The sequence below is a fragment of the Kribbella sp. NPDC050124 genome (assembly GCF_044460355.1).
Lineage (GTDB): Bacteria > Actinomycetota > Actinomycetes > Propionibacteriales > Kribbellaceae > Kribbella.
Genome location: NZ_JBITJU010000001.1, coordinates 361,645 through 386,594 on the forward strand (window position 1 = coordinate 361,645; position 24,950 = coordinate 386,594).

Annotated in this window: 28 protein-coding genes; 15 read left to right on the plus strand and 13 right to left on the minus strand. The window is 68.6% G+C overall.

The features are described 5' to 3' along the window. Window positions 1-5 precede the first annotated feature (5 nt). From ACIBL3_RS01805 to ACIBL3_RS01825, 5 genes are all read right to left on the minus strand, one after another. Complete coding sequence (locus ACIBL3_RS01805) at window positions 6-815, minus strand: carbohydrate ABC transporter permease (protein WP_396351249.1); 810 nt, start codon at window positions 813-815, stop codon at window positions 6-8. After that, window positions 802-1,731: a carbohydrate ABC transporter permease gene (locus ACIBL3_RS01810; protein WP_396351250.1), complete on the minus strand. Its 930-nt coding sequence runs from the start codon at window positions 1,729-1,731 to the stop codon at window positions 802-804. The genes ACIBL3_RS01805 and ACIBL3_RS01810 overlap by 14 nt, the downstream gene beginning before the upstream one ends. Beyond that, on the minus strand, window positions 1,728-3,014 hold the full coding sequence (locus tag ACIBL3_RS01815) for an ABC transporter substrate-binding protein (RefSeq protein WP_396351251.1): 1,287 nt from the start codon (window positions 3,012-3,014) through the stop codon (window positions 1,728-1,730). The genes ACIBL3_RS01810 and ACIBL3_RS01815 overlap by 4 nt, the downstream gene beginning before the upstream one ends. A gap of 191 nt (window positions 3,015-3,205) precedes the next feature. Beyond that, window positions 3,206-3,904, minus strand: coding sequence for a FadR/GntR family transcriptional regulator (locus ACIBL3_RS01820; RefSeq protein ID WP_396351252.1), 699 nt, complete (start codon window positions 3,902-3,904; stop codon window positions 3,206-3,208). Next, entirely contained in the window at window positions 3,901-5,049 is a 1,149-nt protein-coding gene (locus ACIBL3_RS01825; protein ID WP_396351253.1) for a DUF4185 domain-containing protein, read from the minus strand. Before ACIBL3_RS01825 ends, ACIBL3_RS01820 begins: the two co-directional genes overlap by 4 nt. 148 nt (window positions 5,050-5,197) lie before the next feature. On the opposite strand from ACIBL3_RS01825, the gene ACIBL3_RS01830 reads away from it, so the two are divergent. Together ACIBL3_RS01830 and ACIBL3_RS01835 are read left to right on the plus strand one after the other, a co-directional pair. Continuing rightward, the gene (locus tag ACIBL3_RS01830; RefSeq protein WP_360514317.1) at window positions 5,198-5,584 is read left to right on the plus strand and encodes a phage holin family protein; all 387 of its coding nucleotides are present in this window, start codon (window positions 5,198-5,200) and stop codon (window positions 5,582-5,584) included. Between the two features lies 1 nt (window position 5,585). After that, window positions 5,586-6,020, plus strand: a complete 435-nt coding sequence (locus ACIBL3_RS01835; protein ID WP_396351254.1) for a low molecular weight protein-tyrosine-phosphatase — start codon at window positions 5,586-5,588, stop codon at window positions 6,018-6,020. Here the strand turns inward: ACIBL3_RS01835 and ACIBL3_RS01840 are convergent. Then, window positions 6,017-7,228: a pyrophosphate--fructose-6-phosphate 1-phosphotransferase gene (locus tag ACIBL3_RS01840; protein WP_396351255.1), complete on the minus strand. Its 1,212-nt coding sequence runs from the start codon at window positions 7,226-7,228 to the stop codon at window positions 6,017-6,019. The two genes, ACIBL3_RS01835 and ACIBL3_RS01840, sit on opposite strands and share 4 nt — an antisense overlap. A gap of 98 nt (window positions 7,229-7,326) precedes the next feature. Then, window positions 7,327-7,764 (minus strand): Lrp/AsnC family transcriptional regulator, encoded by a 438-nt coding sequence (locus tag ACIBL3_RS01845; RefSeq protein WP_396351256.1) that lies wholly within the window; start codon window positions 7,762-7,764, stop codon window positions 7,327-7,329. A gap of 87 nt (window positions 7,765-7,851) precedes the next feature. Here ACIBL3_RS01845 and ACIBL3_RS01850 point away from each other — a divergent pair, with 87 nt between their 5' ends. From ACIBL3_RS01850 to ACIBL3_RS01870, 5 genes are all read left to right on the plus strand, one after another. After that, on the plus strand, window positions 7,852-8,766 hold the full coding sequence (locus tag ACIBL3_RS01850; RefSeq protein ID WP_396351257.1) for a DMT family transporter: 915 nt from the start codon (window positions 7,852-7,854) through the stop codon (window positions 8,764-8,766). A gap of 244 nt (window positions 8,767-9,010) precedes the next feature. After that, window positions 9,011-9,703 (plus strand): response regulator transcription factor, encoded by a 693-nt coding sequence (locus ACIBL3_RS01855; RefSeq protein ID WP_396351258.1) that lies wholly within the window; start codon window positions 9,011-9,013, stop codon window positions 9,701-9,703. Further along, window positions 9,700-11,352 (plus strand): sensor histidine kinase, encoded by a 1,653-nt coding sequence (locus ACIBL3_RS01860; protein WP_396351259.1) that lies wholly within the window; start codon window positions 9,700-9,702, stop codon window positions 11,350-11,352. The genes ACIBL3_RS01855 and ACIBL3_RS01860 overlap by 4 nt, the downstream gene beginning before the upstream one ends. 149 nt (window positions 11,353-11,501) lie before the next feature. Further along, window positions 11,502-12,914 carry a S1C family serine protease gene (locus tag ACIBL3_RS01865; protein WP_396351260.1) on the plus strand — a complete coding sequence of 471 codons (1,413 nt, stop codon included), beginning with the start codon at window positions 11,502-11,504 and terminating at the stop codon, window positions 12,912-12,914. Window positions 12,915-13,274: 360 nt separating this feature from the next. After that, window positions 13,275-13,979 (plus strand): pirin family protein, encoded by a 705-nt coding sequence (locus tag ACIBL3_RS01870; protein WP_396351261.1) that lies wholly within the window; start codon window positions 13,275-13,277, stop codon window positions 13,977-13,979. On the opposite strand, the gene ACIBL3_RS01875 is transcribed toward ACIBL3_RS01870, so the two are convergent. After that, window positions 13,976-14,308 carry an L-rhamnose mutarotase gene (locus ACIBL3_RS01875; protein WP_396351262.1) on the minus strand — a complete coding sequence of 111 codons (333 nt, stop codon included), beginning with the start codon at window positions 14,306-14,308 and terminating at the stop codon, window positions 13,976-13,978. The two genes, ACIBL3_RS01870 and ACIBL3_RS01875, sit on opposite strands and share 4 nt — an antisense overlap. Window positions 14,309-14,447: 139 nt before the next feature. On the opposite strand from ACIBL3_RS01875, the gene ACIBL3_RS01880 reads away from it, so the two are divergent. The 4 genes from ACIBL3_RS01880 to ACIBL3_RS01895 all read left to right on the plus strand — a co-directional run bounded on the left by ACIBL3_RS01880 (window position 14,448) and on the right by ACIBL3_RS01895 (window position 18,193). Then, window positions 14,448-15,206, plus strand: coding sequence for a VOC family protein (locus ACIBL3_RS01880; RefSeq protein WP_396351263.1), 759 nt, complete (start codon window positions 14,448-14,450; stop codon window positions 15,204-15,206). Window positions 15,207-15,410: 204 nt separating this feature from the next. Continuing rightward, complete coding sequence (locus ACIBL3_RS01885; protein ID WP_396351264.1) at window positions 15,411-17,315, plus strand: penicillin-binding transpeptidase domain-containing protein; 1,905 nt, start codon at window positions 15,411-15,413, stop codon at window positions 17,313-17,315. A 34-nt stretch (window positions 17,316-17,349) separates the two neighbouring features. Beyond that, on the plus strand, window positions 17,350-17,760 hold the full coding sequence (locus ACIBL3_RS01890; RefSeq protein ID WP_396351265.1) for a nuclear transport factor 2 family protein: 411 nt from the start codon (window positions 17,350-17,352) through the stop codon (window positions 17,758-17,760). Between the two features lie 82 nt (window positions 17,761-17,842). After that, window positions 17,843-18,193: a zf-TFIIB domain-containing protein gene (locus ACIBL3_RS01895; RefSeq protein WP_396351266.1), complete on the plus strand. Its 351-nt coding sequence runs from the start codon at window positions 17,843-17,845 to the stop codon at window positions 18,191-18,193. A 28-nt stretch (window positions 18,194-18,221) separates the two neighbouring features. Here the strand turns inward: ACIBL3_RS01895 and ACIBL3_RS01900 are convergent, their stop codons facing one another. Further along, window positions 18,222-18,635, minus strand: coding sequence for a PaaI family thioesterase (locus ACIBL3_RS01900; RefSeq protein ID WP_396351267.1), 414 nt, complete (start codon window positions 18,633-18,635; stop codon window positions 18,222-18,224). A gap of 28 nt (window positions 18,636-18,663) precedes the next feature. Continuing rightward, on the minus strand, window positions 18,664-18,978 hold the full coding sequence (locus ACIBL3_RS01905) for a WhiB family transcriptional regulator (protein ID WP_396351268.1): 315 nt from the start codon (window positions 18,976-18,978) through the stop codon (window positions 18,664-18,666). Window positions 18,979-19,053: 75 nt separating this feature from the next. Here ACIBL3_RS01905 and ACIBL3_RS01910 point away from each other — a divergent pair, with 75 nt between their 5' ends. Together ACIBL3_RS01910 and ACIBL3_RS01915 are read left to right on the plus strand one after the other, a co-directional pair. After that, window positions 19,054-19,521: a GNAT family N-acetyltransferase gene (locus tag ACIBL3_RS01910; RefSeq protein WP_396351269.1), complete on the plus strand. Its 468-nt coding sequence runs from the start codon at window positions 19,054-19,056 to the stop codon at window positions 19,519-19,521. 32 nt (window positions 19,522-19,553) lie between these two features. Next, entirely contained in the window at window positions 19,554-20,627 is a 1,074-nt protein-coding gene (locus tag ACIBL3_RS01915) for a DNA polymerase IV (protein ID WP_396351270.1), read from the plus strand. Between the two features lie 29 nt (window positions 20,628-20,656). On the opposite strand, the gene ACIBL3_RS01920 is transcribed toward ACIBL3_RS01915, so the two are convergent. The 3 genes from ACIBL3_RS01920 to ACIBL3_RS01930 form a co-directional block, all read right to left on the minus strand. Beyond that, entirely contained in the window at window positions 20,657-21,226 is a 570-nt protein-coding gene (locus tag ACIBL3_RS01920) for a dihydrofolate reductase family protein (RefSeq protein ID WP_396351271.1), read from the minus strand. A gap of 84 nt (window positions 21,227-21,310) precedes the next feature. Beyond that, window positions 21,311-22,150, minus strand: a complete 840-nt coding sequence (locus ACIBL3_RS01925; protein WP_396351272.1) for an amidohydrolase family protein — start codon at window positions 22,148-22,150, stop codon at window positions 21,311-21,313. Continuing rightward, window positions 22,147-23,238, minus strand: a complete 1,092-nt coding sequence (locus ACIBL3_RS01930; RefSeq protein ID WP_396351273.1) for a mandelate racemase/muconate lactonizing enzyme family protein — start codon at window positions 23,236-23,238, stop codon at window positions 22,147-22,149. Before ACIBL3_RS01930 ends, ACIBL3_RS01925 begins: the two co-directional genes overlap by 4 nt. Before the next feature lie 131 nt (window positions 23,239-23,369). Between ACIBL3_RS01930 and ACIBL3_RS01935 the strand changes: the two genes are divergently transcribed. Both ACIBL3_RS01935 and ACIBL3_RS01940 read left to right on the plus strand, forming a co-directional pair. After that, the gene (locus tag ACIBL3_RS01935; protein ID WP_396351274.1) at window positions 23,370-24,065 is read left to right on the plus strand and encodes a GntR family transcriptional regulator; all 696 of its coding nucleotides are present in this window, start codon (window positions 23,370-23,372) and stop codon (window positions 24,063-24,065) included. A gap of 25 nt (window positions 24,066-24,090) precedes the next feature. Continuing rightward, window positions 24,091-24,942, plus strand: a complete 852-nt coding sequence (locus tag ACIBL3_RS01940; protein WP_396351275.1) for a fumarylacetoacetate hydrolase family protein — start codon at window positions 24,091-24,093, stop codon at window positions 24,940-24,942. Window positions 24,943-24,950 lie beyond the last annotated feature (8 nt).

Here is a 24,950-nt window from a genome sequence, read left to right on the forward strand (position 1 = left end):
GCCTTTCAGAACTGACCGAGGGCCAGGCCCCGGGAGAAGAAGCGTTGTGCGGCAAGGAACAAGATCACCGTCGGCAGCGACACCAGCAGGCCGCCCGCCAACACCGTGGGGAGAGCGGCGCCGCCGTACGTGCTCTGCAGGCCGGTCAAGGCGGGCATGATCGGGCGGACCGACTCGGACTGGCTGAGCGTCAGGCCGAGCAGCAGGTCGTTCCAGACGAAGGTGGCCTGCAGGATGAAGATCGCGGCGAGCGCGGACCCGGCCATCGGCAGGTAGATGCTGCGGAAGATCCGGAACAGCCCGCCGCCGTCGACCACCGCGGCCTCGAACACGCTGCGCGCGATCCCGGTGAAGAAGTTCCGCATCACGAACGCCGAGAACGGCACGCTGATCGCGGTGTAGACGATCACCATCCCTAGCCGGGTGTCGTAGAGACCGGAGTCGGCGAACCCGGAGAACAGCGGCATCAGGATCATCTGCAGCGGGAAGATCGTCCCGCCGAAGATGAAGACGAACCACAGGAACCCGCGCCGCAGCCGCAGTACGACGATCGCGTAGCCGGCCGCGGCGCCGATCAGCACCGCGAGCACCGGAGACACCACGCTGTAGAGCGTCGTCGCCACCAGGGTGTCGCCGAGCGCGGCCTTGCTCCACGCGTCCGCGAAGTTCGCGAACAGGGCGAACCCGTCCGGCTTCCACACCGAGGCCGGGTCGTACCCGTCCACAGCCTTGGACGCGTTCACGATCAGCAGGTAGACGGGCGCGAGCCACAGCAACCCGAGAACGACGAGGACTCCGGTTCTAACCTTGCTCACGCGAGTCCCCCAGTTGGTAGCGCAGGTACAGGATCGACGCGGCGAAGGTGACCAGGCTGAGGAACAACGCGATCGCGGAGCCCTGGCCATAGTCGTTCAGCACGAACGTCTCCTTGTACATGGAGAGTGCAAGCGTCTCGGACGACGTACCAGGACCGCCCTGGGTCATCACCCAGACCACGTCGAACGTCTTGAGGCTGCCGACGATCGAGAGCCCGATCACCACCGTGGTGATCGGCCGAAGCTGCGGCCAGAGGTGGTGCAGGAACAGCCGGAACCCCTCGGCGCCGTCCAGCCGGGCAGCCTCGAGCGGCTCGGCCGGGATGGACTGCAACCCGACCACGAACAGCAGTGCGTTCACACCGGCCGCCTGCCAGGTCACCGCCACGATCATCATCAGCGTGTTTCCCGGACCGGCCTGCAGCCAGCCGGTGTGCTCACCAGGCAGCCCGAAGAACCCGAGCGCCTGACCGAGCGCGCCGTCCGGCTGCAGCACAAAGCCCCAGATGACGCCGACGGCCACACCGGAGATCGCGTACGGCAGCAGGAACGGCAACCGCAGCCACGTGCCCCACTTGTGCCCATACGTCAGTACGGCGACCAGTAGCCCGAGCACCACGGGGAGCGTCACCATGCCGGCGACCCACAGCAGCGTGTTGACCAGCGCCCCGACCAGATCGGGGTCGCTGAACATCGCCTTGTAGTTGGCCAACCCGGACCAGACCGGCGACGCCAGCCCGTCGTAGTCGGTGAAGCTGATGTACGTCGTCCACAGGAACGGCAGGTAGAGCAGCAGTGCGACCACGCCCGCGGCCGGCAGCCCGAACAGGGGCGCGACCCGCGCACCCGTCCGGGCTGACTGCTGGGCGGTGGCCCGCTGCTTGGTGGCAGCGGGCCGCTCGATGGTGGAGGTCACTTCTGCTTGGCCCAGTACGCGTCCGCTTCGGCCTGGATCTTCTGCAGGCCCGGCATCGGGTCGCCCGGCTTGGTGACGAACGCGCCGAACACCTCCAGCGCCTTGTTCGCGACCGGCACCGGCGTCGCCTCGAACCAGCGGTTGATCAGGCGGTAGCCTTCACCGCCGACGTCCTTGTTCAGCGCCGCCAGGCTCGGGTCCTTGACCTCGGCCTTCGGGTTGAAGGACAGGTCGCCGCGGGAGTTCGCCCACGCGGTCTGCGCCTGCGGGGTGACCCACCAGTCGGTCCACTTCTTGACCGTCGAGGAGTGCTCGCTCTGAGCCGCCGAGCACACCGGTCCGGTCTCGAAGATCATCGAGGTCTTCGGCAGGTCAGGGTTGACGTTCGGGATGACGAAGAAGTCGTAGTCGGTGCCGGCCTTCATCTTCAGCGAGTTCAGGTTGCCGCTGAACCAGGTGCCGAAGTTGATCATCGCCACGGAACCCTTCTTCAGCTGCGCCTGCGGCTCGGTCTTCGAGCCCGGGTCGCTGAAGTAGCCGGCGTCGATCATCTTCTTCCACTCGTTCATCACCTCGACCACACCCGGGTCGGTCCACTTCGCCTTGCCCGCCGCGAGAGCGTCGTACAGGTCTGGGTCCTTGCCCGCGAGCAGCGTCTCGAACCAGACGAAGCTGAACAGGATGTTGGTCTGGTAGAACGGCTTCACGCCGGCCGCCTTGACCTTGTCCGCGATCGCCACCAGGTCGGCCCAGGTCTTCGGGTTCTCGGTGATCCCGGCCTTCTTGAAGACGGCCTTGTTGTAGTACAGCACCCAGTAGCCGGCGTTCAGCGGGACGCAGTACTGCTTGCCGTCGAAGGTGAAGTACTGCTTGAGCTGCTCCGGCACGTTGCCGTCGGCAACCGCCTTGGTCCACTGGTCGGTGGTCTCGGCGACCAGCTTTTGGTCGACCAGGTCCTCCAGCTCCTTGCCGGTGTGCCAGGTGAACAGGTCGGCCTTCTCCTTGGTCCGGAACGACGACCGGATGAAGGCGGTGTAGGTGTTGGAGTCGGAGTACCCGACCGGCTCCATCCCGACCCCGACGTCCTTCTTGCTGGCCGCGCCGACCTGGACGAAGGCGTCCTTCCAGCCGCCCTTGTCGTTGTAGAACTTCAGCGAGTCGACCGGCTTGTCCTCGCCCTTGGCGGCCTCGGCGCCGCCGCCACCGCCCCCGCAGGCGGACAGCACGAGCGCACCGGCCACCGCCAGAGCGGTCAGTGCTTTCCGATTGGTGATGCGTTGCATGGTGCGTCCTCTCAGCTTCAAGGGTGCAAGTGCCGTGTGGTGGATCTCGTTCGAATGATTGCGGTGTCCAGGTGCGTGCATCGCGGTGCTTGAGCAGTGGCCTCGATGCGGAGCATCGTGGGCGCTGGGCAAGTGCCGCGAGGTGCGTGCCTGGGCGCCGCAAGCGCCGAAGGAGATCCACCACGCGGCACTCATAGTCGGTCGTTGATGACGGCAAGGACTCCGTCGAGGTGTTCGCGGGTGAGGCGTTCGGCCAGTTCGGGATCACCGGCCAGTACGGCGGCGTGGATGGCCCGGTGTTCGTCCAGGTCGGTCTGCCGGTCGCCGTGGATGTGCAGGATCTCCAGCTGCTCCCGGACGTTGACCACGGTCACGGACTCGACCACCTCGGCCAGCGTCGCGTTCCCGGACGCCTGCGCGAGGGAGCGGTGGAAGTCCATGTTGACCTCGGCCAACTGGGCGTGGTCGCCGGAGGCGATCAGCTCGGCGGCCACGGTCAGGTCGCGGTCCATCCGCTGCAGCGCGGCCTCGGTCCGGACCCGCGCGGCCAGGGCGGCGACCGGGGGCTCGATCAGGGCACGCGCCTGCAGCAACTCGATCAGGCGGTCCGACGACGGCGTCGGCGCCAATGGGTTCGGCAGCACCAGGCGGCCGATGTGCGGACCGACGTACACACCGGATCCGTGCCGCAGCTCGACCGCACCGGTGGCCTCGAGGCGCCGCAGCGCCTCCCGGACCGTCGGCACGGCGACCTTGAACCGGTCGGCCAACGACCGCACCGACTCGAACTGGTCACCAGCCGCCAGCTTGCGATCGGCGATCAGCGCCAGCATGGACGTGGCCAGGTCGTCGAGCAGACTCCGCCGTACGACGCCACCCGGGGTGCTCATTGGGCTGCCGCCAGGGTGACGGCGACGAAGCGCGGGCGGTAGATGCTCACGTCGGCGTACAGGTCGGTGTTGGCGTCCAGGCTGTTGACGTTGTAGCTGACCAGGAGCTCGTCGCCGCGGCGCCGGTCCGGATGGTCGTGGGAGTTGTAGGTGATGATGTTGGCGTTCTCGTAGCTGCCGTCCGCACCGGTCTCCGGGGTCTGGTAGAGCTCGACCGGCTTGACGAACGGACCGGTCGGCGAGCAGGAGAAGTACCCGAGGACGCGCTTGCTGAACAGCTCGGTGGTGTCGTGCGTGACCAGCACGTAGCCGTCACGCCACCGGGTCACGCTGTGCTCGTTGGCGACGCCCTCCAGTACGCGCACCGAGGCGCTCTCGTCCGCCGACCAGCCGCTGCCGGTCCAGTACTCCCACGGCTTGGCCGTCAGGTCGTCGCCGCGGACCCGCGCCACGTGCTGGTACTTCGATGCGCCCAGGTCCTCGACGCCGTAGATGTAGGTGTAGCCGCTGTCCCGCTGCAGCCACGCGGACCACTGCACGTTCGCGGCGGACGGGATCGGCGTGAGCTTGCGGAGCTTCAGGGTCTCGCTGTCGAAGCGGGCGATGTAGTTGCTGGCCCAGCGCCAGTCCCACTGCCCCGGACCGGTCTTCTCGAACCGCAGGGCGACGACGTCGAGGTTGCGACCCGCGTCACTGGTCTGCGCGGCGCCGAACCAGTACCAGCCGTTGGCCGGCGGTGGTACGAGCGCCGTCGGGTTGGCCGTCGTACCTCCGGTCACGGTCTTTAACGAGTCGCCGCGCTGCACGACGAACGAGTTGTTGATGAACGGCGTCGTGGTCGGACGACTGCCGTCAGGATTCACCGGACCAAGGAACGTGTCGGAGAAGATCCACACGGTCCGACCGCCGGAGAGCTTGACCGAGTTGGTGGTGTCGCCGCCCGTCCAGCCCTTGCCGGTGTTGCTGTAGGCGTTGAGCTGGCTCTCCGGGTCGGCCTGCGGCGCCGCCTGCGCCGTCCAGTTGGTCCGTACGGCGTCACACTCGGCGGCCCCGTCCGGAGTGGCAGCCTCGGCCGCCGGCACGCCGACCGCGGTCGCTGTCAGCGACAGCACGGCTACTGCAGACACCCAACGACGTGGTGACATCTTGGCTCCCAGCTCCGGTTTCCCGGCAGTCATTCACCTCACAATGAAAATGATCTGATCACTTGGTCATTAGCCTGTCAAGAGCCAGGGGTGAACCAGGGCGCGGCAGGGGGCTGGGTGTTACCCGCGGGGTGGGAGGATCGACGGCATGAAGAACTTGATCATCAAGTTGCTCGCCAACGCGGTCGCGCTCGCGATCGCGGCCTGGCTCATCAGCGGGATCACCATCCAGGGCGCCACCACCGGCCGGCGGATCCTCACGCTGCTGATCGTGGCGGCCATCTTCGGCCTGGTGAACGCGATTGTGAAGCCGATCGTGAAGCTGCTGTCGCTGCCGTTCATCATCCTGACGCTGGGCCTGCTGATCTTCGTGATCAACGCCGCGATGCTCCTGCTCACCTCGTGGATCACCGGGAAGCTGGACGTCCAGTTCCACGTCGACGGCTTCTGGGCGGCGTTGCTCGGATCACTGGTGATCACGGTCGTCGGCATGCTGCTGAACGCCGTACTCCCGGACAAGGCGGAGATCCGCTGACGTGAGACACGTCGAGATCGTCTGCACGGGCAACATTTGCCGGTCACCGATGGGTGAGGTCGTGCTCCGCGCGAAGCTCGCCGCGGCGGGGATCCTCGACGTCGAGGTCACCAGCTCGGGCACCGGCGCCTGGCACACCGGTGATCCGATGGACCCACGGGCCGCGGCCGCGCTGCAGCACCGAGGATATGACGGCAGCGCACACCGGGCCCGCCAGTTCGAGCAAGGGTGGTCGGCCGAGCGAGACCTGATCCTCGCGATGGACTCGGGCCACCTGGCCGCGCTGAAGCGGCACCGCGGCGACATGCCGGTCCAGTTGTTCGCCGATCTCGACGTACCCGATCCGTACTTCCACGACGCCGCCTTCGACGACGTCCTCGACCAGATCGAGAAGGCGGCCGACGTATGGGTCGGCCGCCTCCGGTCAACGCCTTAGGACTGGCCGAGCTCGGCCTTCAGGCCGACGAACCAGTCGACCCCCGGGTCGAACTCCTTCCCACCGGCGATCCGCGGGAACTCGATCGCGCGCAGCTCGTCACCGCGCTCCTCGTCGTGGCCGACCACGCCGCTCTCACCGCGCAGCGCCGCGTCGACCGCGTAGTCGGTGCACTCCTTGATCAGCGCGAGGTCGCGGTCGTTGGCCGCGGCCGAGCGGCTGAAGTAGCCGCTCTTCTGCACCATCGTCTTCTCGGCGCCGATCCGCTCGGCGAACTGCTTGGCGAACCAGGCGCCCGGGTTGATGGTGTCCAGCTTCACGTGCCCGAACGGGTCCCGGCCGACCTCCTCGCCGCGGGCCTCGAGCTCGGCCACGATCGACTCGACGCCGGCGCCCTCGGACAGGAAGATGTTGACGCAGTCGGTCTCGTCCATCACCTTGCGCAGCCGGTCCGCCTCGGCGTCCAGGTCGATCGTTGCCTCCGGCACGTACACCGCGTGCACGTCCCAGCCGGGCGCGTCCAGGCCGATGCCCGGGTTCCAGTCCTGCTGCTTCCACCAGTCCCGGTACGCCTGCGCCGTCGCCGCGGTCAACCATCCGCAGTTGCGGCCCATCACCTCGTGCACGATCAGCATCCGGGGGTTCGAGGAGTGCTCGGCGATGATGTTGCGGGCGTACAGCGCGCCCTGCTCGGCCGCGGTCCAGGCGCCCAGGCTCTGCCGGATCGGGATCACGTCGTTGTCGATCGTCTTCGGCAGGCCCACGACAGTCAGCTCGTAGTCGTGCTCGTGCAGGTACGCCGCCAGGTCCGCGGCGGTCGTGTTGGTGTCGTCGCCGCCGATCGTGTGCAGTACGTCGACACCGTCGGCGACCAGCCGCTCGGCCGCGACCTGCAGCGCGTTCTGGCCGTCGGCGATCAGGCCGCGCTTCACCAGGTCGGCGGTGTTGGTCAGCTTGACCCGGCTGTTGCCGATCGGGCTGCCGCCGAACTTGTGCAGCAGGCCGGCCTTCGCGCGTACCTCGGGGGTCACGTCGAGGTGCCGGCCGCTGAGCAGGCCGTGGTAGCCGTTCAGGTAGGCGATGATCTCCACGTCGGGCGCCACCTCGGTGTAGCGCTCGATCAGCCCGCCGACGGCGGACGACAGGCAGGGCGCGAGCCCGCCGGCGGTGAGCAGGGCAACTCTGCGGACAGACTTGTCGGCAGCCATGGGTCGGGTCCTTCCAAAGGTCGCTGAAGTCGCCACCAGACTAGTGATGCAGACCACTCCCGAAAGTGGTTGGGGCCCACCCTTCGGACAGCCCGAACTCAGCTGAGTGGGACCGAGCGGGGTGGCACCGGGGTGGACACGACGAACGAGCTGTTGGTACGGCCGTAGGGGCCGAAGCGGTCCAGCAGGTCCTCGAGCTTGTCGATCGCGGCGACCTGGACCCGCATCAGGAAGCAGTCCTCGCCGGAGATCCGGTGGCACTCGACGACCTCCGGCGTACTCCGGGCCAGTTCGGCGATCCGCAGGACCTGACCAGGTCCCGGCTGCAGCCGGACCCAGGCGGCGACCGGCCGCCCGAGCGCGGCCGGATCGATGTCGAGCCGGTATCCGCGGATCACGCCGGACTCCTCCAGCCGGGTGACCCGCTCGCGCACGGTCGGCGTGGAGACTCCGAGCCGGCGGGCCAGCTCGGCGGTCCGCAGCCGGGGATCGACTTCGAGCTCCTGGAGAATCCGGATGTTCAACTCATCCAGCAATCCGCTTTTCGTTTCGGTAAGCAACCCAGCCTCCTAGCCTCCGTATCAGCATGGCAGACCCAATTGATCCTTTCTACCGTGGTGGGCATGAATCCCACCGCACTCGGTGCCGCCGGCGTCAGCGTCGTCCTCTGGGCCTCGTCGTTCGTGGCGATCCGGCACCTCGGGACCGAACTGTCGGCCGGTCCGCTGTCACTGGCTCGGCTGCTGGTCGGCAGCGTCCTGCTAGGGCTGGTGCTGCTGGTGAAGCGGGAGCCGTTCCGGATGCCGAAACGACGCGACTGGCCGCTGCTGCTGGCGTGCGGCCTGCTGTGGTTCGGCGTCTACAACGTCGCGCTCAACGCGGCCGAGCGGCGACTCGACGCAGGTACGGCGGCGATGCTCGTCCACATCGCACCACTGCTGGTCGCGTTGCTCGCCGGACTGACGCTGGGCGAGGGGTTCCCGCGGCAGGTGCTCGTCGGCAGCCTGATCGCCTTCGGTGGCGTGTTCTTGATCGGCATGGCGACGTCGACCGGTCGGGCCGAGACCTGGGGTGTCGTGCTGTGCGTGACAGCCGCCATCTCGTACGCCGTCGGCGTGGTCACGCAGAAGCCTTTGCTGAGTCGGCTGCCCGCTGCACAAGTCACCTGGCTCGCCTGCATCATCGGCACAGCCGTCTGCCTTCCGTACACCCCCGGACTGGTCGAAGAGATCGGTACGGCGCGACCGGCCACGCTGTGGTGGGTTTTCTACCTCGGTGCGTTCCCGACCGCGCTCGGCTTCACTACCTGGGCCTACGCGTTGTCCCGGACCAGCGCGGGTCGCATGGGCGCGACGACGTACCTGGTGCCGATGGTTGCCATCCTGCTCGCGTGGATGTTCCTCGGTGAGACTCCGGCCGGTCTGGCGTTGGTGGGTGGTGCGCTGTGCCTGGTCGGTGTTGCGGTCAGCAGGTCAGAGCGTCGCCGCAAGGTCGCGGAGGTACCGGTGGGTGCCGCTGTACACGTCAGCCGCCGGTAACAGCCGCTTCGGAACCTTGGTGAGGGCAGCGGGTCCTGCAGTGTGGCGGTGCGGTCGGTGCTGGTCAGGCCGCGGCGCCCTCGACGTGGAACGGGCCGGTCTGCGGGTTGACGAACGGCATGGTCAGCGAGGCGCTCGCGAGGTGTTGGGCGAGCGATCAGCGGGTTCTCAGGCGATTCTCACAGAGACGGCCTAATCTCGACAAAGATTGAACTGGTCCTTCGAGCGAAGCGGGGAACGAGAGATGCGCGTACTGGTGGTGGACGACGACCGGGCGGTCCGGGACTCGCTGCGCCGTTCGCTGGAGTTCAACGACTTCGAGGTGGTGACCGCGTCCGACGGCGCCGAGGCGCTGGCCGTGATCGGCAACGTCGAGCCGGACGTCGTGGTGATGGACGTGATGATGCCGCGCCTGGACGGCCTGGAGACCACCAAAGCCCTGCGCGCCGCCGGCAACAACGTGCCGATTCTGGTGCTCACCGCGCGGGACGCGGTGGCCGACCGGGTGGACGGCCTGGACGCCGGCGGTGACGACTACCTGACCAAGCCGTTCGCCCTCGAGGAGCTGCTGGCCCGGCTGCGCGCCCTGCTCCGCCGCAGCACCGCGCCCGGCGAAGGCGGCCAGCGCGGCGAGGTGCTCCAGTACGCCGACCTCGTCGTCGACGTCGACGCCCACGAGGTGCACCGCGGTGACATCCCGATCCCGCTCACCCGGACCGAGTTCTCCCTGCTCGAGCTGCTGATCCGCAACCCGCGCCGGGTGCTCGAGCGCGCGGTGATCCTGGACGCCGTCTGGGGTTACGACTTCCCGACCACCGCGAACTCCCTCGAGGTCTACATCGGCTACCTGCGCCGCAAGACCGAGGTGAGCAACCTGCCGCGACTCATCCACACCGTGCGCGGCATCGGCTACGTCCTGAGAGACACCCCACCGTGAGTTCGTCCAACCCCGACTTCCCGTCGTACACCGATCGCCCGGCCCCGCAGGCCGGTCCGCAGCACCCTGCTCCGCCCGGCCAGGACGCCGTACCGGTCAACCGCGGTCCCGCCCAGGGCCCACCACCTCCAGGCCCCGTTGCCAATGGCAACGGGAATCGGGTGGCGGCGACCGCTGCCCAGACCAGGGACTGGTGGCAGGACAAGCTGCACCGGCTGAGCCTGCACGCCCGTGTCACCCTGCTGGCGGCCGTCGCGGTCGGGCTCGCGGTCGCGATCGTGAGCATCGCGGCGTACATCACCGTGCGGCAGCAGATGTACCAGAACCTCGACGACAGCCTGATCGACCGCGCCGGCGCAGCCGCCCAGAAGGGCGTGCTGACCAACCTCAGCAACCTCGAGCGGGTGCCTTCGGACGCACTCGGGCTCAGCGACATCCGGGTGGGCATGGTCGGCGCGGACGGGCAGACGTTCGGCGCGCGGAACAGCCTGCTCCCGCCGATCGGACCGGCCGAGCTCGAGGTCGCCAAGAACCAGGGCAACGAAGCCAGCCTCCGGACCGTCGGCGTTCGTAACGGCGGGTCGCACTTCCGGGTGGTCGCCGTACCGGCGCGCTACTGCCCGCTCGGCGCGGACTGCGAGGACGACCCCGGGCTGTACCAGCCGGCCGCGCTCGTCGTCGCGCAGTCGCTCGGATCGATCGACCGGACGTTGCACAACCTCGGCGTCGTCCTGTGGGCGTTCGGGCTGATCGGCGTGATCGGCGCCGCACTCGCCGGCAACGCGATCGCGCGGTCCGGTCTGCGGCCGCTCGCGCGGTTGACCCGGGCTGCCGAGCACGTCGCCAGGACCGAGGATCTGAAGCCGATTCCGGTCTCCGGATCGGACGAGATCTCCCGGCTGGCGGTGGCGTTCAACGCGATGCTCGCGGCACTGGCGCGATCCCAGGATCGGCAGCGCCGGCTGGTCGGTGACGCCGGGCACGAGCTGCGGACGCCGCTCACCAGCGTCCGGACCAACCTCGACCTGCTCGCCCAGGCGGACAAGCGGGGCGGTCTCCGGCCCGAAGACCGGCAGCAGCTGCTGGACGACGTACGGGCGCAGATGGACGAGCTGACCACGCTGATCGGCGACTTGACCGAGCTGGCCCGCGACACCCCGCAAGTGCGCAACGCCGAGCTGATCGAGCTGCAGAACGTGGTCGAGGACGCGGTGATGAAGGTACGGCGCCGCGCACCAGGCCTGGAGTGGGACGTCCAGCTCACTCCGTTCCCGGTGTGGGGTGACGAGCGGTTGCTCGGCCGAGCGGTGACGAACCTGCTCGACAACGCCGCGAAGTACAGCATCCCCGAGGACACCGCCGTACGAGCGGACGGACAGCCGGTCGGCCGGGTCACGGTGCGGCTCCAGGACGGCGTGCTCACCGTGACGGACTCCGGTCCGGGCATCGCCGAGGCGGACCTGCCGCATGTCTTCGAGCGCTTCTACCGCTCCAGCGAGGCGCGCAGCCGCCCCGGCTCAGGGCTGGGCCTCGCGATCGTGAAGCACGCTGCCGAGCAGCATGGAGGCATGATCTACGCCCGCAACGCCCCCGGCGCAGGCGCTCAGTTCACGCTCTGGCTGCCGCACGCCGCCACCCAGACCCGCTGAGTCGTAGCAGGCCCCCGGTACGCCGTACCGGGGCTTGTGCGTGTCTGAAGAAGAGCTGACAGATCCTTCAGCGGATCTTCATGGAGTTCTTCGGCAGCTCTGACGGGATCTTCAGGGCCTTCTCAGGTCCAACCAGGAAAGTACTCGTCATGAACGAGAACCAGCCGCAGCAGCCGCAGAACCAGCCGGGCCCGAACCCGCAGCAGCCGGAGCGGACGCAGCAGTTGCCCGATCGGACGCAGCAGCTTCCGATGGGCGGCTACGGCCAGCACCAGCAGCAGCAGTTCGCGCCCCAAGGTGGGCAGCCGCGGCAGGGTCAGCACCCGGGCGGGAGTGCTTACCCGCAGTTCGGGACGCCGGGGACGCATCAGGGGACGTCTCCGGGCCCGAACTGGCCCTTCGGTCCGCAGCCCCCGCAGGGCGGCGCGCAGACCGGGGCTCCCACGTCCGGTGGCAAGCCCAAGCGGCTCGGCCTGGCCCTCGTGGCCGCCACTGCCCTTGTGGTCGGCACCGCCAGCGGTGTCGGCGGCGCCGCGATCTACTCGGCGACCAACGACTCCACCAGCAACACCCCGTCGGTGACCGCGCCGCTGAACGGCAACCAGGCCGCACCGGCCTCGGCGCCGGACGGCTCGGTGCAGGCAGCCGCCGCGAAGGTGCTGCCGAGCACGGTGAAGATCGCGGTCGCGACGTCGCAGGGCGCCGGGACCGGCTCCGGCATCGTGATCAGCAAGGACGGCCTGATCGTCACCAACAACCACGTGGTCGCGGGCGCCGGCAGCGGCGGCGACATCTCGGTGATCCTGAACGACGGCCGGACCGTCAAGGCCACCATCAAGGGCACCGACCCGCTCACCGACCTCGCCGTGATCAAGGCGGACGCCACCGACCTGACCCCGGCCACCCTCGGCAGCAGCGGCAAGCTCGCCGTCGGCCAGGGCGTGGTCGCGATCGGCTCGCCGTTCGGCCTGGAGGCCACCGTGACCAGCGGGATCGTCTCCGCGCTGAACCGGCCGGTGACGTCGGGCGACGAGGAGCAGGACAGTACGACGGTTTTCCCAGCAATCCAGACGGACGCCGCGATCAACCCGGGTAACTCCGGCGGCGCCCTGATCGACCTCGCCGGCCAGGTGGTCGGAATCAACAGCGCGATCAAGACCGCCGGAGGATCGGGACAATCCGAAGGCGGGAACATCGGCCTGGGCTTCGCAATCCCGATCGACCAGGCCAAGCCGATCATCGACGAGCTGGTGGCCAAGGGCAAGGCCACGCATGCGCGGCTCGGCGTCCAGGTCGGCGACGCGCAGTCTTCCGGCGGGCTCCCGAACGGAGCACGCCTCGGCGAGGTGACGCCTGGCGGTGCGGCGGACAAGGCCGGTCTGCAAGCGGGTGATGTGGTGACCGCTGTGGACGGCAAGGCGATCGCGTCAGGGGACGCGTTGGTCGCCGCGGTCCGTTCGCACCGCCCGGGCGACGAGGTGAAGCTCACGCTGACCCGCAACGGTCAGTCCCAGACGGTGACCGCCACCCTCGGCTCCGACAACGGCAACCCCACCGGCTGACCTCCGCCATCCTCCCTGATCCGGGACTGCGGCCGCCCACCGAGCGGCCGCAGTCCCTTTGGATTTCTGTGCGAACCCACCCTCGGGACGCTACGGTCCGGCCATGACACTTGCTGGACGGCCGTTAGGGGTACTACTAGATGCCTTGACGTCCTCCCACCACCTGAAGGCAGGGGATTCCAACCCAGACGGGTTGAGGTTCGCGGTTCACAGCCATGCCTTACTGCGCAAGAAGGCTCCCCGCGCTGCCACGGCCCGCCCGACCGCGGTTGCTGCTGGTCCTGCGACTGCCGGTTGCTTGGCTATCGCAACCGGTGAGGATGCTACCCGACTGAGCCGACAAAACCTGAAGGGCTGGGGATGAGTGTGGAGATCCGGCGGGCCGGTGAGCGATTCCAGACGTCGAGTGAGTGGCTGGACTCGCGGCACTCGTTCTCGTTCGGACCGCACTACGACCCGGCGAACATCGGGTTCGGCTTCCTGGTCGCGCACAACGACGACACGGTTGCCCCCGGCACCGGGTTCGACACCCACCCGCACCAGGACCTGGAGATCGTCACCTGGGTCCTGCGCGGCGCCCTCGCACACCGGGATTCCGAGGGCCACACCGGCGTCGTGCACCCCGGTCTGGCGCAGCGGATGAGCGCCGGCTCCGGCATCCGGCACTCCGAGTGGAACGACGGCGACGAGCCCGCGCACTACGTGCAGATGTGGGTACGCCCGGAGCAGTTCGACCTCACGCCGTCCTACCAGCAGTCCACGGTGGACCTCTCCTCCGGCGAGCTGGTCCCGATCGCATCCGGTCTCCCGAAGCACGCGAGCAGCACCGCGATCAGCATCAACCAGCGCTCCGCCGGGATGTCGGTCGCCCGGCTGGGTCCGCGTCAGGCGGTCGACTTGCCGGCGGCGCCGTACGTCCATCTCTTCGTTGCCCAAGGCACCGTGAACCTGGAAGGTGCGGGTGACCTCGGTACGGCGGACGCCGTACGACTGACCGGGGTCGACGGACCACGCGCCGCCGCAGGAGCCGACGGGGCCGAGCTGCTCGTGTGGGAGATGTACTAGTCCCGCTGCTCGCTCATGGTCCAGACGTGGCGGAGCGCCTGGCCGGCCACGCCTTCGGGGTTCTGCGCGAAGCCCTCGACGAACCGGCTCATGTGCTGCTGCCAGCGCTGGTCGATCGGGTCGTCCTTCAGTTGCGCCACGGCGGCCTCGAAGTCGGCGCACACGACCAGGTGGAACAGGTCGCGGCCGCTGCGCCAGATCGACCAGTCCTCGATGCCGGCGGCGCGCATCACGGTGATCAGTTCCGGCCAGACGCGGGCGTGCTCGAGCTCGTAGGCCTCTTCGGTGCCGGGAATCAGCCGGCTGTGCAGAGCTAGGCGGGTCGTCACAAGGCAGGAGAATACGCCGGGTGACGGCACCGCGGTGACCGAACCGTTACCCATCCCGAGGGCTGGATTCCCTCGACGGGAGCGTGACCGGCTGGCAGGTTTGGGCTTCGATTCGGACAACGTGTTCCCGGGAGGCCTGATGCTGGAGCGGACCCGGCCGACTGGTACGCCGGCCTGGGTGGACCTGGCCGCCGACGACCCGGTGGCGGCGACGGCGTCGTACGGCGAGCTGCTCGGCTGGACGTTCGACCGGCCCGGCGACCGGGAGTACTGGTTGTGCGCACTGGACGGCCGGGACGTCGGCGGCATCGGCTCGAAGCGCATCGGGGAGCTGCCGAGCCGCTGGACGACGTACCTGGCGACCGACCAACTGGAGCGGACACTCGCCTCGCTCGTGGCCCACGGCGGTCGGGTCGAGCAGGGGCCGTACGAGATCGACGAGCACGGGCGGCTGGCGATCGCGTCCGATCCGGGCGGCGCGCGCTTCGGTCTCTGGGAGGCGAGCGGGCACAGCGGCACGTCGCGCCGTACTGATCCTGGGTCGCTGGTGTGGAGTGAGGCGCTGAGCCGGGACTTCGAGGAGGCGAAGGCGTTCTACGTCGCGGTGTTCGGCTACGAGGCGGAGGAGATCGGCGGCGACGGTCCGCGGTACGCCGCCTTGTACGCCGGTGGACGGCCGGTCGCCGGGGTCGCCGAGCTGCATCCGGACCTGCCGGCGGGATCGTTGCCACCGCAGTGGCTGCCGATCTTCTCGACCACATCCACCGATGTCGCGGTCGCCACGGTGTGCGCGGGCGACGGGCGGGTCGTCTGCGCTCCGTTCGACACCGACTTCGGCCGGATGGCGATCCTGGCGGACGCCGAGTCCGCGCCGTTCGCGGTCATCACGCTGGGCTGAGGCGATTCGTCCTGCCTCTTGCCGCTGATTCGCCGCGGCGATCGATAGCTGCCCCATCAGGAGAATTTGCCGGTGACTGCCAACTCCGGAGCCGGAGCGCGCGTCGTAACTTGAGCGGCTTGAGTAGTTTCGCCCTCGTGGCCTGAGGCCACACGCCGAAGACTGTCCCAGGTCTCCATCCGTCGTCATGCGAGAGTTGAGAACGTGAAGCGAACCACTGCGATCGTCTGTCTGAGTAGTCTGCTGATCACCGCCGGTTGTTCGGACAGCAAGTCCGGCAGCGACGGCAAAGCGGATCCCAACGACGAGAAGCAGGCGTCCGCCGAGGTGGTGAAGCAGTTCGCCACCGCCTGGGTCGCCGCGTGGGCCCCAGACGGGAAGCCGGACGCGGCCGGTGCGCTGACCGACAACCCGACGGTCTTCGCCAAGCGGCTGGACGACGTCGACTCCGCCCTGGTCGCAAGCACCGTGAAGGTGACACCGCAGGGCGACCCGAACTGCAGCGACGGCAGCAACTGCACGCAGGAGCTCGCGGTCGAGGCCGAGCTGCGCGGCATCGGCACGATGAAGTGGACCAGTACGGCGACCGCAGTGAAGGTCAACGACGCCTGGAAGATCAAGGCCTCCGGCGACACCATCTACCCCGGTCTCGGTGACGCGAACTACCTGAAGCGGGTGCGCGCGCTGCCCGCGCGGGCCTCGATCCAGGACCGCAACGGCGTCGCGCTGACCGCGAACCGGCCGATCGTCATCGTCGGTGTCGCCTCGGGCGCCAAGGCGACGGCAGCGACGTACGCCGCCTTCACGAAGTATCTCGACGTGGACGGCGCGAAACTCGCCGCCCGCGCCAAGGCGGCGCCGGCCGGTCAGTTCGTCGACGCGATCACCATCCGCGCCGAGGAGTGGGAGACGCTGCGGCCGACCATGGGCAAGCTGCCGGGCGTGCTCACGATGGGTGGCACGCAGTCGCTGCCGCCGACCGCGTCGTTCGCCCGGTCGATCATCGGCACGATGAAGACCGCGACCGCGGACACATTGAAGAACGCCGGTCCGAATGCGTCCGCGCAGGACCAGGTCGGGACGACGGGCCTGCAGTACGCGTTCCAGCAGCAGCTCGCCGGGACGCCGGGCGGGACGGTGACGCTGCGGGACGGCAAGACCAAGATGACCATCAAGACGGTCTTCAGCCAGAAGGGCACCGCCGGGAAGCCGGTGAAGACCACGCTGGACACGAAGCTGCAGGTTGCCGCCGAGGCCGCGCTGGCGACCAGCAAGCTGCCCGCGTCGCTGGTCGCCGTCCAGGCATCGACCGGTCAGATCCTGGCGGCGGCGAACGGACCGCAGCCGACGAACTACAACCGCGCCTTCCAGGGTCGTTACGCACCGGGGTCGACGTTCAAGATCGTCACGTCGGCGGCGCTGCTGGGCAGTGGTGAGACCGCGGCAACCTCGCTGCCGTGCTCGAACACGATCACCGTGTTCGGCAAGTCGTTCAAGAACTACGACGGGCTGGCGGCGTACGGCGCGGGCACGATGCAGAAGGCGTTCAACGAGTCGTGCAACACCGCGTTCATCTCGCAGCACGGCCGGCTGCCGAAGGACGGGATGACGAAGGCGGCCGCGATGTTCGGCCTCGGTCCGGACCTGAACCTGGCGATCCCGGCGTACGGCGGCTCGGTGCCGGCGCCGAAGGACGACGTCGCCGAGGCGGCGTCGATGATCGGCCAGGGCACCGTGACCGCGAGCCCGCTGGGCGTCGCGATGATCGCCGCGACGGTCGACCACGGGACCGCGATGAAGCCGGTCCTGGTGCCGGGCAAGGACGCCGCCGGCCCGGCCGCCTCTCCGTTGCCCCCGGCAACCGCCGCGGCGCTGCGCACGTTCATGCGGACCACGGTCACCGGCGGTACGGCGAAGGTGCTGGCCGGCAACGGCGCGGTCGCCGCCAAGACCGGCACCGCCGAGGTCGTCCAGAACGGCAAGGTCGTCACCAACGGCTGGATGACCGGCTACCGCGGCGACATCGCCTTCGCCGTCATCGTCGAAGGCGGCGAGTCCGGCAGCAAAGCCGCCGGCCCGATCCTCAAGAACTTCCTCAGCCGCTTCTGACAGAACTGTCGGCGCCCCGGGCTAGCGTTCGGCCATGAGTGAGACCGAGCGCACCCGGGGTGTGGCACAGCAGTACTTCGAGACGATGCGCGACCGGGACTGGGACGCGTTCGGGCAGGTGCTGGCCAAGGACGTTGTGTACGAGCTGCCGCAGACCCGGGAGCTGATCTCGGGGCGGGAGAAGTACCTGGCCTTCAACCGCGAGTATCCGGGTGACTGGCAGTTGACGCTGACGCGGTTACTCGTGGACGGACAGTCGGCTGCTGGGTCGATGAACTTCACGGTCGGCGATCAGGAGCTGGTCGGGGTGGTGTTCCTGGAGGTGCGGGACGGTCTGGTCGCGCGGGTGACGGACTTCTGGCCGGAGCCGTACGAGCCGCCGGCTGGGCGGGAGCACCTGGTCGAGCGGGGGCTCGCGAAGGTTGACCGGCTTTCGGGTTGCTGAGGGGTCAGGGGTGGCGGGCCAAATCCCTGAGAGTTCCCTGAACTCGCGGTGTTTCGGGGAAATTGTCACCTAGGGTGGCGGGATGGAGAGTTTGACCTGTCCCAAGTGCCGAGGCGCGATGCGTGCCTACGAACGCAGCGGCGTCACCGTCGACCAGTGCACCGAGTGCCGCGGGATCTTCCTGGACCGCGGTGAGCTGGAGCGGCTCGTCGACGCCGAGCTGAAGTACAACGCACCGCAGCCGCGCCGCGAAGAGAAGCGGTACGACAACGACCGCCGCGACTACGACGACCGGCGGGGGTACGACGACCGCCGCGGCGACGACCGGCGCCGGTACGACGATGACGACCGTCGCTACGACCCGCGGTACGGCAACCAGGGCTACCCGCACAAGAAAAAGAAGAAGTCCTTCCTGGAAGAGCTCTTCGACTGATCCCGAGCATCGGCGCTGTGATCGCCCGTCATCGACGCGCGGCGATCACAGTGCCCTGCGCGACGGCGCACAACGTGGCGGCGCCGTCGCCGTCGATCGTCGACAACTCGCAGGTGCAGGTCGCCTGCCGGCTGCCCGCGTGCGCGACCTTCGCCTCCGCACGCAGCACAGCGCCCCGCGCCGGGCGCAGGTAGCTGATCGTGAAGCCACCGGTCAGCACCTCAGGCCCCATCGCCGACCCGGCCGCGAACGTGATCGCGTTGTCGGCCGCGTAGCCGAGGACGCCACCGTGCAGGAAGCCGTTCTGCTGCTTGAGGTCGTCCCGGATGTCGAGCTCGAGGGTCGCCCCGCCGTCGCCGAAGGCAGTCAGCCGGGCGCCGACCAGCACACTGAACGGCTGCGCGGCCAGGACCTTCTCGGCCACCTCGTAGGTCAGCTCCATGCCGTCCAGGTTAACCGGCGGGTAACCGTCAGTGCGGCCGAGCGTGCAACGCAGGTTCGCGCTCCTCCTCGGTGGTGCCGCCCCAGACGCCGTACGCCTCCCCGACGACCAAGGCGTGCTCCCGGCACTCACGCCGTACCGGACAGGTCCCGCAGAGCGACTTGGCGAGCGTCTCGCGGGCGTGCTTGCGCAGACCGCGTTCGGACTCGGCGGCGAAGAACAGCTCCGGGTCGACGTCACGGCACGCGGCCTCGTCCTGCCATGCCCAGTTCTCGATCAGCGGGTACGGCAGACCGGCCGGCGCCTTGGCCACTGCGCCAGCGGGCGGTTTGCGCCGTCTCATCCCGGTTTCCTCACCTGCGTCCACATCACGTGTTCAGGTACCCGCCGCCAAACGCGGGGGCAGTAAGGTCGGCAGATGACCACGACGCCGCCCGTCACGCTCCGTCCGATGACCGAGACCGAGTTCGAGGCCTGGAAGCACCGCAACGCCGAATCGTTCGCCGCCGGGATGGGTCCGGCCCGTGGGTTGAGCCCGGAAGAGGCGCTCGAGGTCGCACACCGTGAGGTCGAGAAACTGCTGCCGGACGGTCGCGACACCGAGCAGCACGTGATCTGGATGGCCTGCGACGGCGACGAGCCGGTCGGCAGCCTGTGGATCACCACCAAGCCGCGGATCCCGTTCGTCTTCGGTCTCGAGGTCGACAGGTTGCACCGCGGGAAGGGCTACGGGCGCTCGATCATGCTGGCCGGCGAGGAGGAGGTCCGTCGCCGCGGCCATGCCCAGCTGGACCTGAACGTCTTCGGCAACAACACCACGGCCATCAACCTCTACACCTCCCTCGGCTACACCGTCACCTCGCAGCAGATGCGCAAGAAGCTCTGAGCGTTGTCGGCGGGCTGTGGTTACCTGTCCGTATGAGCTGGTGGCTCCTGCACGTGGACATGGATCAGTTCATTGCGGCTGTGGAGATCCGGCGCCGCCCGGAGCTGGTGGGGCTGCCGGTGGTGGTCGGCGGGTCCGGGGATCCGACCCAACCACGGCAGGTGGTGGCCACGGCGTCGTACGAGGCTCGTGAGTTCGGAGTGCACTCGGGGATGCCGGTGCGGGCGGCGTACAAGAAGTGTCCGCAGGCGGTGTTCCTGCCGTCGGACCCGGCCGCGTACGAGGCGGCGTCGACCGAGGTGATGGACACGCTGCGCTCGTTCCCGGTGGTGGTCGAGGTGTGGGGCTGGGACGAGTGCTTCGTCGGCGCCGAGACCGAGGATCCGGAGGGGCTGGCCGCGGAGCTGCGGAAGGCGGTCGTCGAGCGTACGACGCTCACCTGCTCGATCGGGATCGGTGACAACAAGGTCCGCGCCAAGCTGGCGACTGGCTTCGCGAAACAACCGCGGTCGCACGCGACACCCTTCGAAGAAGCCGGTACGGCGCAGGTCGACGGCGTCTACCGCCTCACCGCCGCGAACTGGCGGGAGGTGATGGACCACCGCGCGGTGCGGGAGCTCTGGGGCATCGGCAGCCGGATGGAACGCAACCTCAACGAGCTCGGCATCGGCACCGTCGCCGACCTCGCCGCCGCGGATCTCGACATGCTCCGGAAACGCTTCGGCCCGAAGATGGGCGCCTGGTACGCCGCCCTCGGCCGCGGACTCGGTGACACCCAGGTCACCGACGTACCCCGCGAACCCGTCTCCCGCAGTCGCGAGGAGACCTTCCCCGAGGACCTGGCCGAGCCCTCGGAGATCGTCGAGCAGGTACGCCGGATCGCCGTCGAGGTGACCCGGGACGTCGTGGCCGAGGGCCGCAGCATCCAACGCATCGCGGTGAAGGTCCGCTTCAAGAACTTCTACACCCCGATCAAGAGCCGCAAACTCCCCGAAGTCACCCAGGACCCCGAGGTGATCGCAGCCGCCGCCCTCGAGGTCCTGCAGAAGTTCGACCTCAACCGCCCAGTCCGCCTACTGGGCGTCCGAGTCGAGTTCGCCCCCTGACCAGATGCTGAGTAGCTCGACACATCACGTCAAGCCGGTACTCGCGTGGGCCGGTATCGCATCGCGACCGCCCCCGACCGGAACTCATGGCGATCCACGAGCTCGAGCTGGATGCGCTCGCGCAGACCGGCGAGCAACGTCGGCCCGTGTCCGGCAAGGACCGGTTGCACAAGGAACACGTACTCGTCGATCAGTCCTAGATCTGCCAACGCCAGGGGGAGCGTCACGCCACCCACGAACAGGCTCTCGCCTGGCTCCTGCTTGAGCCGCTGAACCGCTTGCCCCACGTCGCCTCGCACCAGCTCGGCATTCCAGTCGACCCCGCTCAGCGTGCTCGACACGACGTACTTCTTCGTCCGGTCGATGGTCTCGGCGAACGGGATCTCCCACTCACCCATCCAGTCAGGCCACGTGCCCGAGGCCGGCTGCCGCCACGCCGACTCCATCATTTCGTAGGTCACCCGGCCGAACAGCAGGGCATCGGCTCGTTCCATCTCAGCGGTCCAGTAGCGCATCGACTCTTCGTCGGGCGGGAGCCCTGCCTCGTGATGGACGCAGCCGTCGAGTGTGACGTTGATCGAGTATCGAAGTGGTCTCATCTCGTTGCTCTCCCTTGATGCGCGCAGCGCATTTTCACCGGACCGTACTCAACCTACTGTCGGGCCGCGTGGGTCAGCTCGTGATCAGAGCTTGTAGGTGTGGGTGGCGGTGGTGTTGAAGACCGCGTCCTGGTCGGTTGGGCTCAGGGTGGCTGTGAGGGTTTCTGCGGTGGTGACGACCTCGGCGTAGGAGGCGGCGAGTAGGCAGACGGGCCAGTCGGAGCCGAACATGGTGCGGCTTGGGCCGAAGGCTTCCAGGACGGTGTCGGCGTACGGCTGGAGGTCGGCGGGCTTCCAGGTGGACCAGGGGGCCTCGGTGACCATGCCGGAGAGTTTGCAGGTCACGTTGGGGAGCGCGGCCAGCTCGCGCAGTTGGCCGGCCCAGGGCTCCAGCGGCTCGCCGATCACGGGCTTGGAGATGTGGTCGACGACGAAGGTCAGGCCGGGATGGGCTCGCGCGGTCTCGATCGCGGCGGGCAGGTGTGGGGTCTTGGTGAGCAGGTCGTAGACGAGGCCGGCATCCGCGACCGCGGCGAGACCGCGTTGCACCTCGGGCCGCAGCAGCCAGTTCACATCCGGTTCGTCGTGGACCTGGTGGCGGATCCCCTTCAGATAGGCGCCATCCGGTCGCGCCTGCAGCCCGGCCAGCACGTCGGCGATGTCAGGAGCGGCAAGGTCCGCCCAACCGACCACACCCGCAACCAGATCGTTGCTGGCAGCAATCTCCAGGAACTCCACCGTCTCCTCGACCAGCCCGACGGTCTGCACCAGGACGGTCGCGGTGACGTCGGCCGCCGCAGCCAGAGGCACCAGGTCGTCGATGCCGAAGCTGCGCCGGATCGGGTCCAGCTCCGGACCGACCATCCAGCTCTGCTCACGGACCGTCAGGTCCCACACATGATGGTGAGCGTCGACTCTGCTCATCCGACCCGCCTGTCGTCGATTGCGTCGTTGTCCCAGTCGATGCCGAGCCCGGGCGTGTCCGGAGCCACCGCGTGACCGTCGGCGACCACCATCTCGGAGCGCGTGATCGCCCGCAACTGCGGGATGTGCTCGACGTACCGGCCGTTCGGTACGGCGGCCGTCAGGCTGACATGCAGTTCCATCAGGAAGTGTGGACAGACCTCGAGGTTGAACGTCTCGGCCAAATGCGCGACCTTCAGCCACGGCGTGATCCCGCCGACCCGGGCCACGTCGACCTGAACGATCCCGGCTGCACCGGCAGCGACGTACTCCCGGAACTGCGACACCGAGTACAGCGACTCACCGACCGCGATCGGGATCGACGTGGACTCCGCCAGCCGGACGTGGCCGGTCAGATCGTCCGCGGGGAGCGGCTCCTCGAACCACGACAGGTCCACGGCTTCGAAGGCAGCGGCCCGCCGTTTGGCCTCGGCGTACGTCATCGACTGGTTCGCGTCGACCATGATGTCCATCGACGGTCCGACCGCGTCGCGCACCGCCTGCAGCCGCTCGAGGTCCTCGTGCACCCGCGGCTTGCCGACCTTGAGCTTGACCCCAGGCCAGCCGGCCTTCTGCGAGGCGATCGCCCCGGCGACCAGTTCGTCGGTGGTCAGGTGCAACCAGCCACCCTCGGTGTCGTACAGCGGCACCCGCTGCCGGTACCCGCCCGCCAGTCGCCACAACGGCTCGCCGGCCCGGAGGCACCGCAGGTCCCACAACGCGGTGTCCACCGCCGCCAGCGCCAGCGACGTGATCGCGCCGACCGTGGTCGCGTGCGTCGACCAGAACAGGTCCGACCACAGCGCCTCGACGTTCCGCGCGTCCGCACCCACGAGCCGCGGGAGTAGATGGTCTCTCAGCAGCGCCAGTACGGCGGTGCCGCCGGTGCCGATCGTGTAGGAGTACCCCAGCCCGGTGATCCCGTCGGCCGTCTGCAGCGAGACGAAGATCGTCTCCTGCTTCAGGAACGACTGCACCGCGTCGGTCCGGACCGTCTCGACCTCCAGGTCGACGAGGAAGGCCTCGGCCCGGGTGATCGTCGTACTCACGGTGCGCTCGAGGGACGCGGGATGGTCATGGGCGGCTCCAGATCCTATAGGATATTGCGAACCTGATGCTGCCGCTTCACACTGGAGCCGTCAAGTGTGGGGCAGAATGAGAGCCTCTGGGAGGAGCGACGGTGACGGATGCGCATGTGGGTCTGGCGGGACAGCTCACGCGCCTGCCTCAGCGACAGGTGCTGAGCGACGATGTCTACGAGACGGTCAAGGGCCTGATCATGGACAGCGTGGTCGAGCCCGGCACCCGGCTGAACATCGACGCGCTGACCCGGGAGCTGGGCATCTCGCAGACCCCGATCCGGGAGTCGCTGGCCCGGCTGGAGTCCGACGGCCTGGTGATCAAGGAGCCGCTGCGCGGTTACCGGGTGTCGTCCCGGCTGACCCTGGCCGAGTTCGAGGACCTGTTCGAGTACCGGCTGCACATCGAGCCGTGGGCGGCCGGGCGCGCCGCCGAGCGGGCCGGAACCGAGGACCTGTCCCGGCTCAAGGCCGAGATGCTGAGCTACACCGACGTACCGGACCGGCCGGCGTACGAGAGCTACCGGGCGATGGCCGCGCACGACCAGCGCTTCCACGACCTCGTGCTGGAGCTGTCCGGCAATGAGACCGCGCGGCTGTCCTTTGCTCGGACACACTGCCACCTGCACCTGTTCCGCCTGTACTACGGTGGCGGCATCGCGACGAAGGCGTTGCGTGAGCACAAGGCAGTCGTGACCGCCGTCCGGAAGGGCGACGCGGGGGACGCGGCCGAAGCGATGCGGGCGCACATCGAGGCCTCCCGGGCCAGGTTGCGGCCGATGTTCGACAAAGAGTGATCCGTCCTCATCCAGGGAGATACCTGTGGAACTGCTGCGCCTCGGCGCGGTCGGCGAGGAGCGCCCGTACGTGCGCGCCGCCGATGGCACCGTTCACGACCTGAGCCCGCTCACCGCCGACATCGACGGAGCCTTCCTCGCCTCGGACGGCATCGCCCGGACCCGGGCCGCGCTGGCAGCCGGTGAGCTCCCGGTGGCCGACGTCGAGGGCCTGCGGATCGGCGCCCCGGTCGCCCGCCCGCCGGCGGTGGTCTGTATCGGCCAGAACTACGCCGCCCACGCGGCCGAGTCCGGCGCCGAGCCGCCGAAGCAGCCGATCGTCTTCTTCAAGCACCCGAACACCGTCGTCGGCCCCTACGACGAGGTGCTCGTCCCCCGTGGATCGGCCAAGACCGACTGGGAGGTCGAGCTCGCGGTCGTGATCGGCAAGGAGGCCCGGTACGTCGAGACCGACGAGGACGCGCTGGCCTGCGTCGCCGGGTACGCGGTCTCGAACGACGTGTCCGAGCGCGCCTTCCAGATCGAGCAGTCCGGCGGCCAGTGGTCGAAGGGCAAGTGCTGCGAGACCTTCAACCCGCTCGGCCCCGCGCTGATCCCGGCCGACGAGGTCGACGACGTCCAGAACCTCGAGCTGAAGTCCTTCGTGAACGGCGAGCCGCGGCAGGCCTCGAACACCCGGGACATGATCTTCACCGTGGCGGCACTGATCCGCGACCTGTCGCAGTACATGACGCTGAGCCCGGGCGACATCGTCAACACCGGCACCCCGGAGGGCGTCGCGCTGTCCGGCCGGTTCCCGTACCTGGCGCCCGGCGACACGATGGAGCTCGAGATCCAGGGTCTCGGCAGGCAGAAGCAGACCCTCGGCAAGGGCTGATCGAAACT

Excerpts from the sequence above, each read along its gene's own strand:
- ACIBL3_RS01910 (WP_396351269.1), top strand. The coding sequence starts at position 19,054 with ATGACCACGACGCCGCCCGTCACGCTCCGTCCGATGACCGAGACCGAG.
- ACIBL3_RS01830 (WP_360514317.1), top strand. The coding sequence starts at position 5,198 with ATGAAGAACTTGATCATCAAGTTGCTCGCCAACGCGGTCGCGCTCGCG.
- ACIBL3_RS01920 (WP_396351271.1), bottom strand. The coding sequence starts at position 21,226 with ATGAGACCACTTCGATACTCGATCAACGTCACACTCGACGGCTGCGTC.
- ACIBL3_RS01865 (WP_396351260.1), top strand. The coding sequence starts at position 11,502 with ATGAACGAGAACCAGCCGCAGCAGCCGCAGAACCAGCCGGGCCCGAAC.
- ACIBL3_RS01850 (WP_396351257.1), top strand. The coding sequence starts at position 7,852 with ATGAATCCCACCGCACTCGGTGCCGCCGGCGTCAGCGTCGTCCTCTGG.
- ACIBL3_RS01825 (WP_396351253.1), bottom strand. The coding sequence starts at position 5,049 with ATGTCACCACGTCGTTGGGTGTCTGCAGTAGCCGTGCTGTCGCTGACA.
- ACIBL3_RS01925 (WP_396351272.1), bottom strand. The coding sequence starts at position 22,150 with ATGAGCAGAGTCGACGCTCACCATCATGTGTGGGACCTGACGGTCCGT.
- ACIBL3_RS01840 (WP_396351255.1), bottom strand. The coding sequence starts at position 7,228 with ATGGCTGCCGACAAGTCTGTCCGCAGAGTTGCCCTGCTCACCGCCGGC.
- ACIBL3_RS01820 (WP_396351252.1), bottom strand. The coding sequence starts at position 3,904 with ATGAGCACCCCGGGTGGCGTCGTACGGCGGAGTCTGCTCGACGACCTG.
- ACIBL3_RS01895 (WP_396351266.1), top strand. The coding sequence starts at position 17,843 with ATGGAGAGTTTGACCTGTCCCAAGTGCCGAGGCGCGATGCGTGCCTAC.
- ACIBL3_RS01880 (WP_396351263.1), top strand. The coding sequence starts at position 14,448 with ATGCTGGAGCGGACCCGGCCGACTGGTACGCCGGCCTGGGTGGACCTG.
- ACIBL3_RS01915 (WP_396351270.1), top strand. The coding sequence starts at position 19,554 with ATGAGCTGGTGGCTCCTGCACGTGGACATGGATCAGTTCATTGCGGCT.
- ACIBL3_RS01900 (WP_396351267.1), bottom strand. The coding sequence starts at position 18,635 with ATGGAGCTGACCTACGAGGTGGCCGAGAAGGTCCTGGCCGCGCAGCCG.
- ACIBL3_RS01905 (WP_396351268.1), bottom strand. The coding sequence starts at position 18,978 with ATGAGACGGCGCAAACCGCCCGCTGGCGCAGTGGCCAAGGCGCCGGCC.
- ACIBL3_RS01890 (WP_396351265.1), top strand. The coding sequence starts at position 17,350 with ATGAGTGAGACCGAGCGCACCCGGGGTGTGGCACAGCAGTACTTCGAG.
- ACIBL3_RS01815 (WP_396351251.1), bottom strand. The coding sequence starts at position 3,014 with ATGCAACGCATCACCAATCGGAAAGCACTGACCGCTCTGGCGGTGGCC.
- ACIBL3_RS01855 (WP_396351258.1), top strand. The coding sequence starts at position 9,011 with ATGCGCGTACTGGTGGTGGACGACGACCGGGCGGTCCGGGACTCGCTG.
- ACIBL3_RS01870 (WP_396351261.1), top strand. The coding sequence starts at position 13,275 with ATGAGTGTGGAGATCCGGCGGGCCGGTGAGCGATTCCAGACGTCGAGT.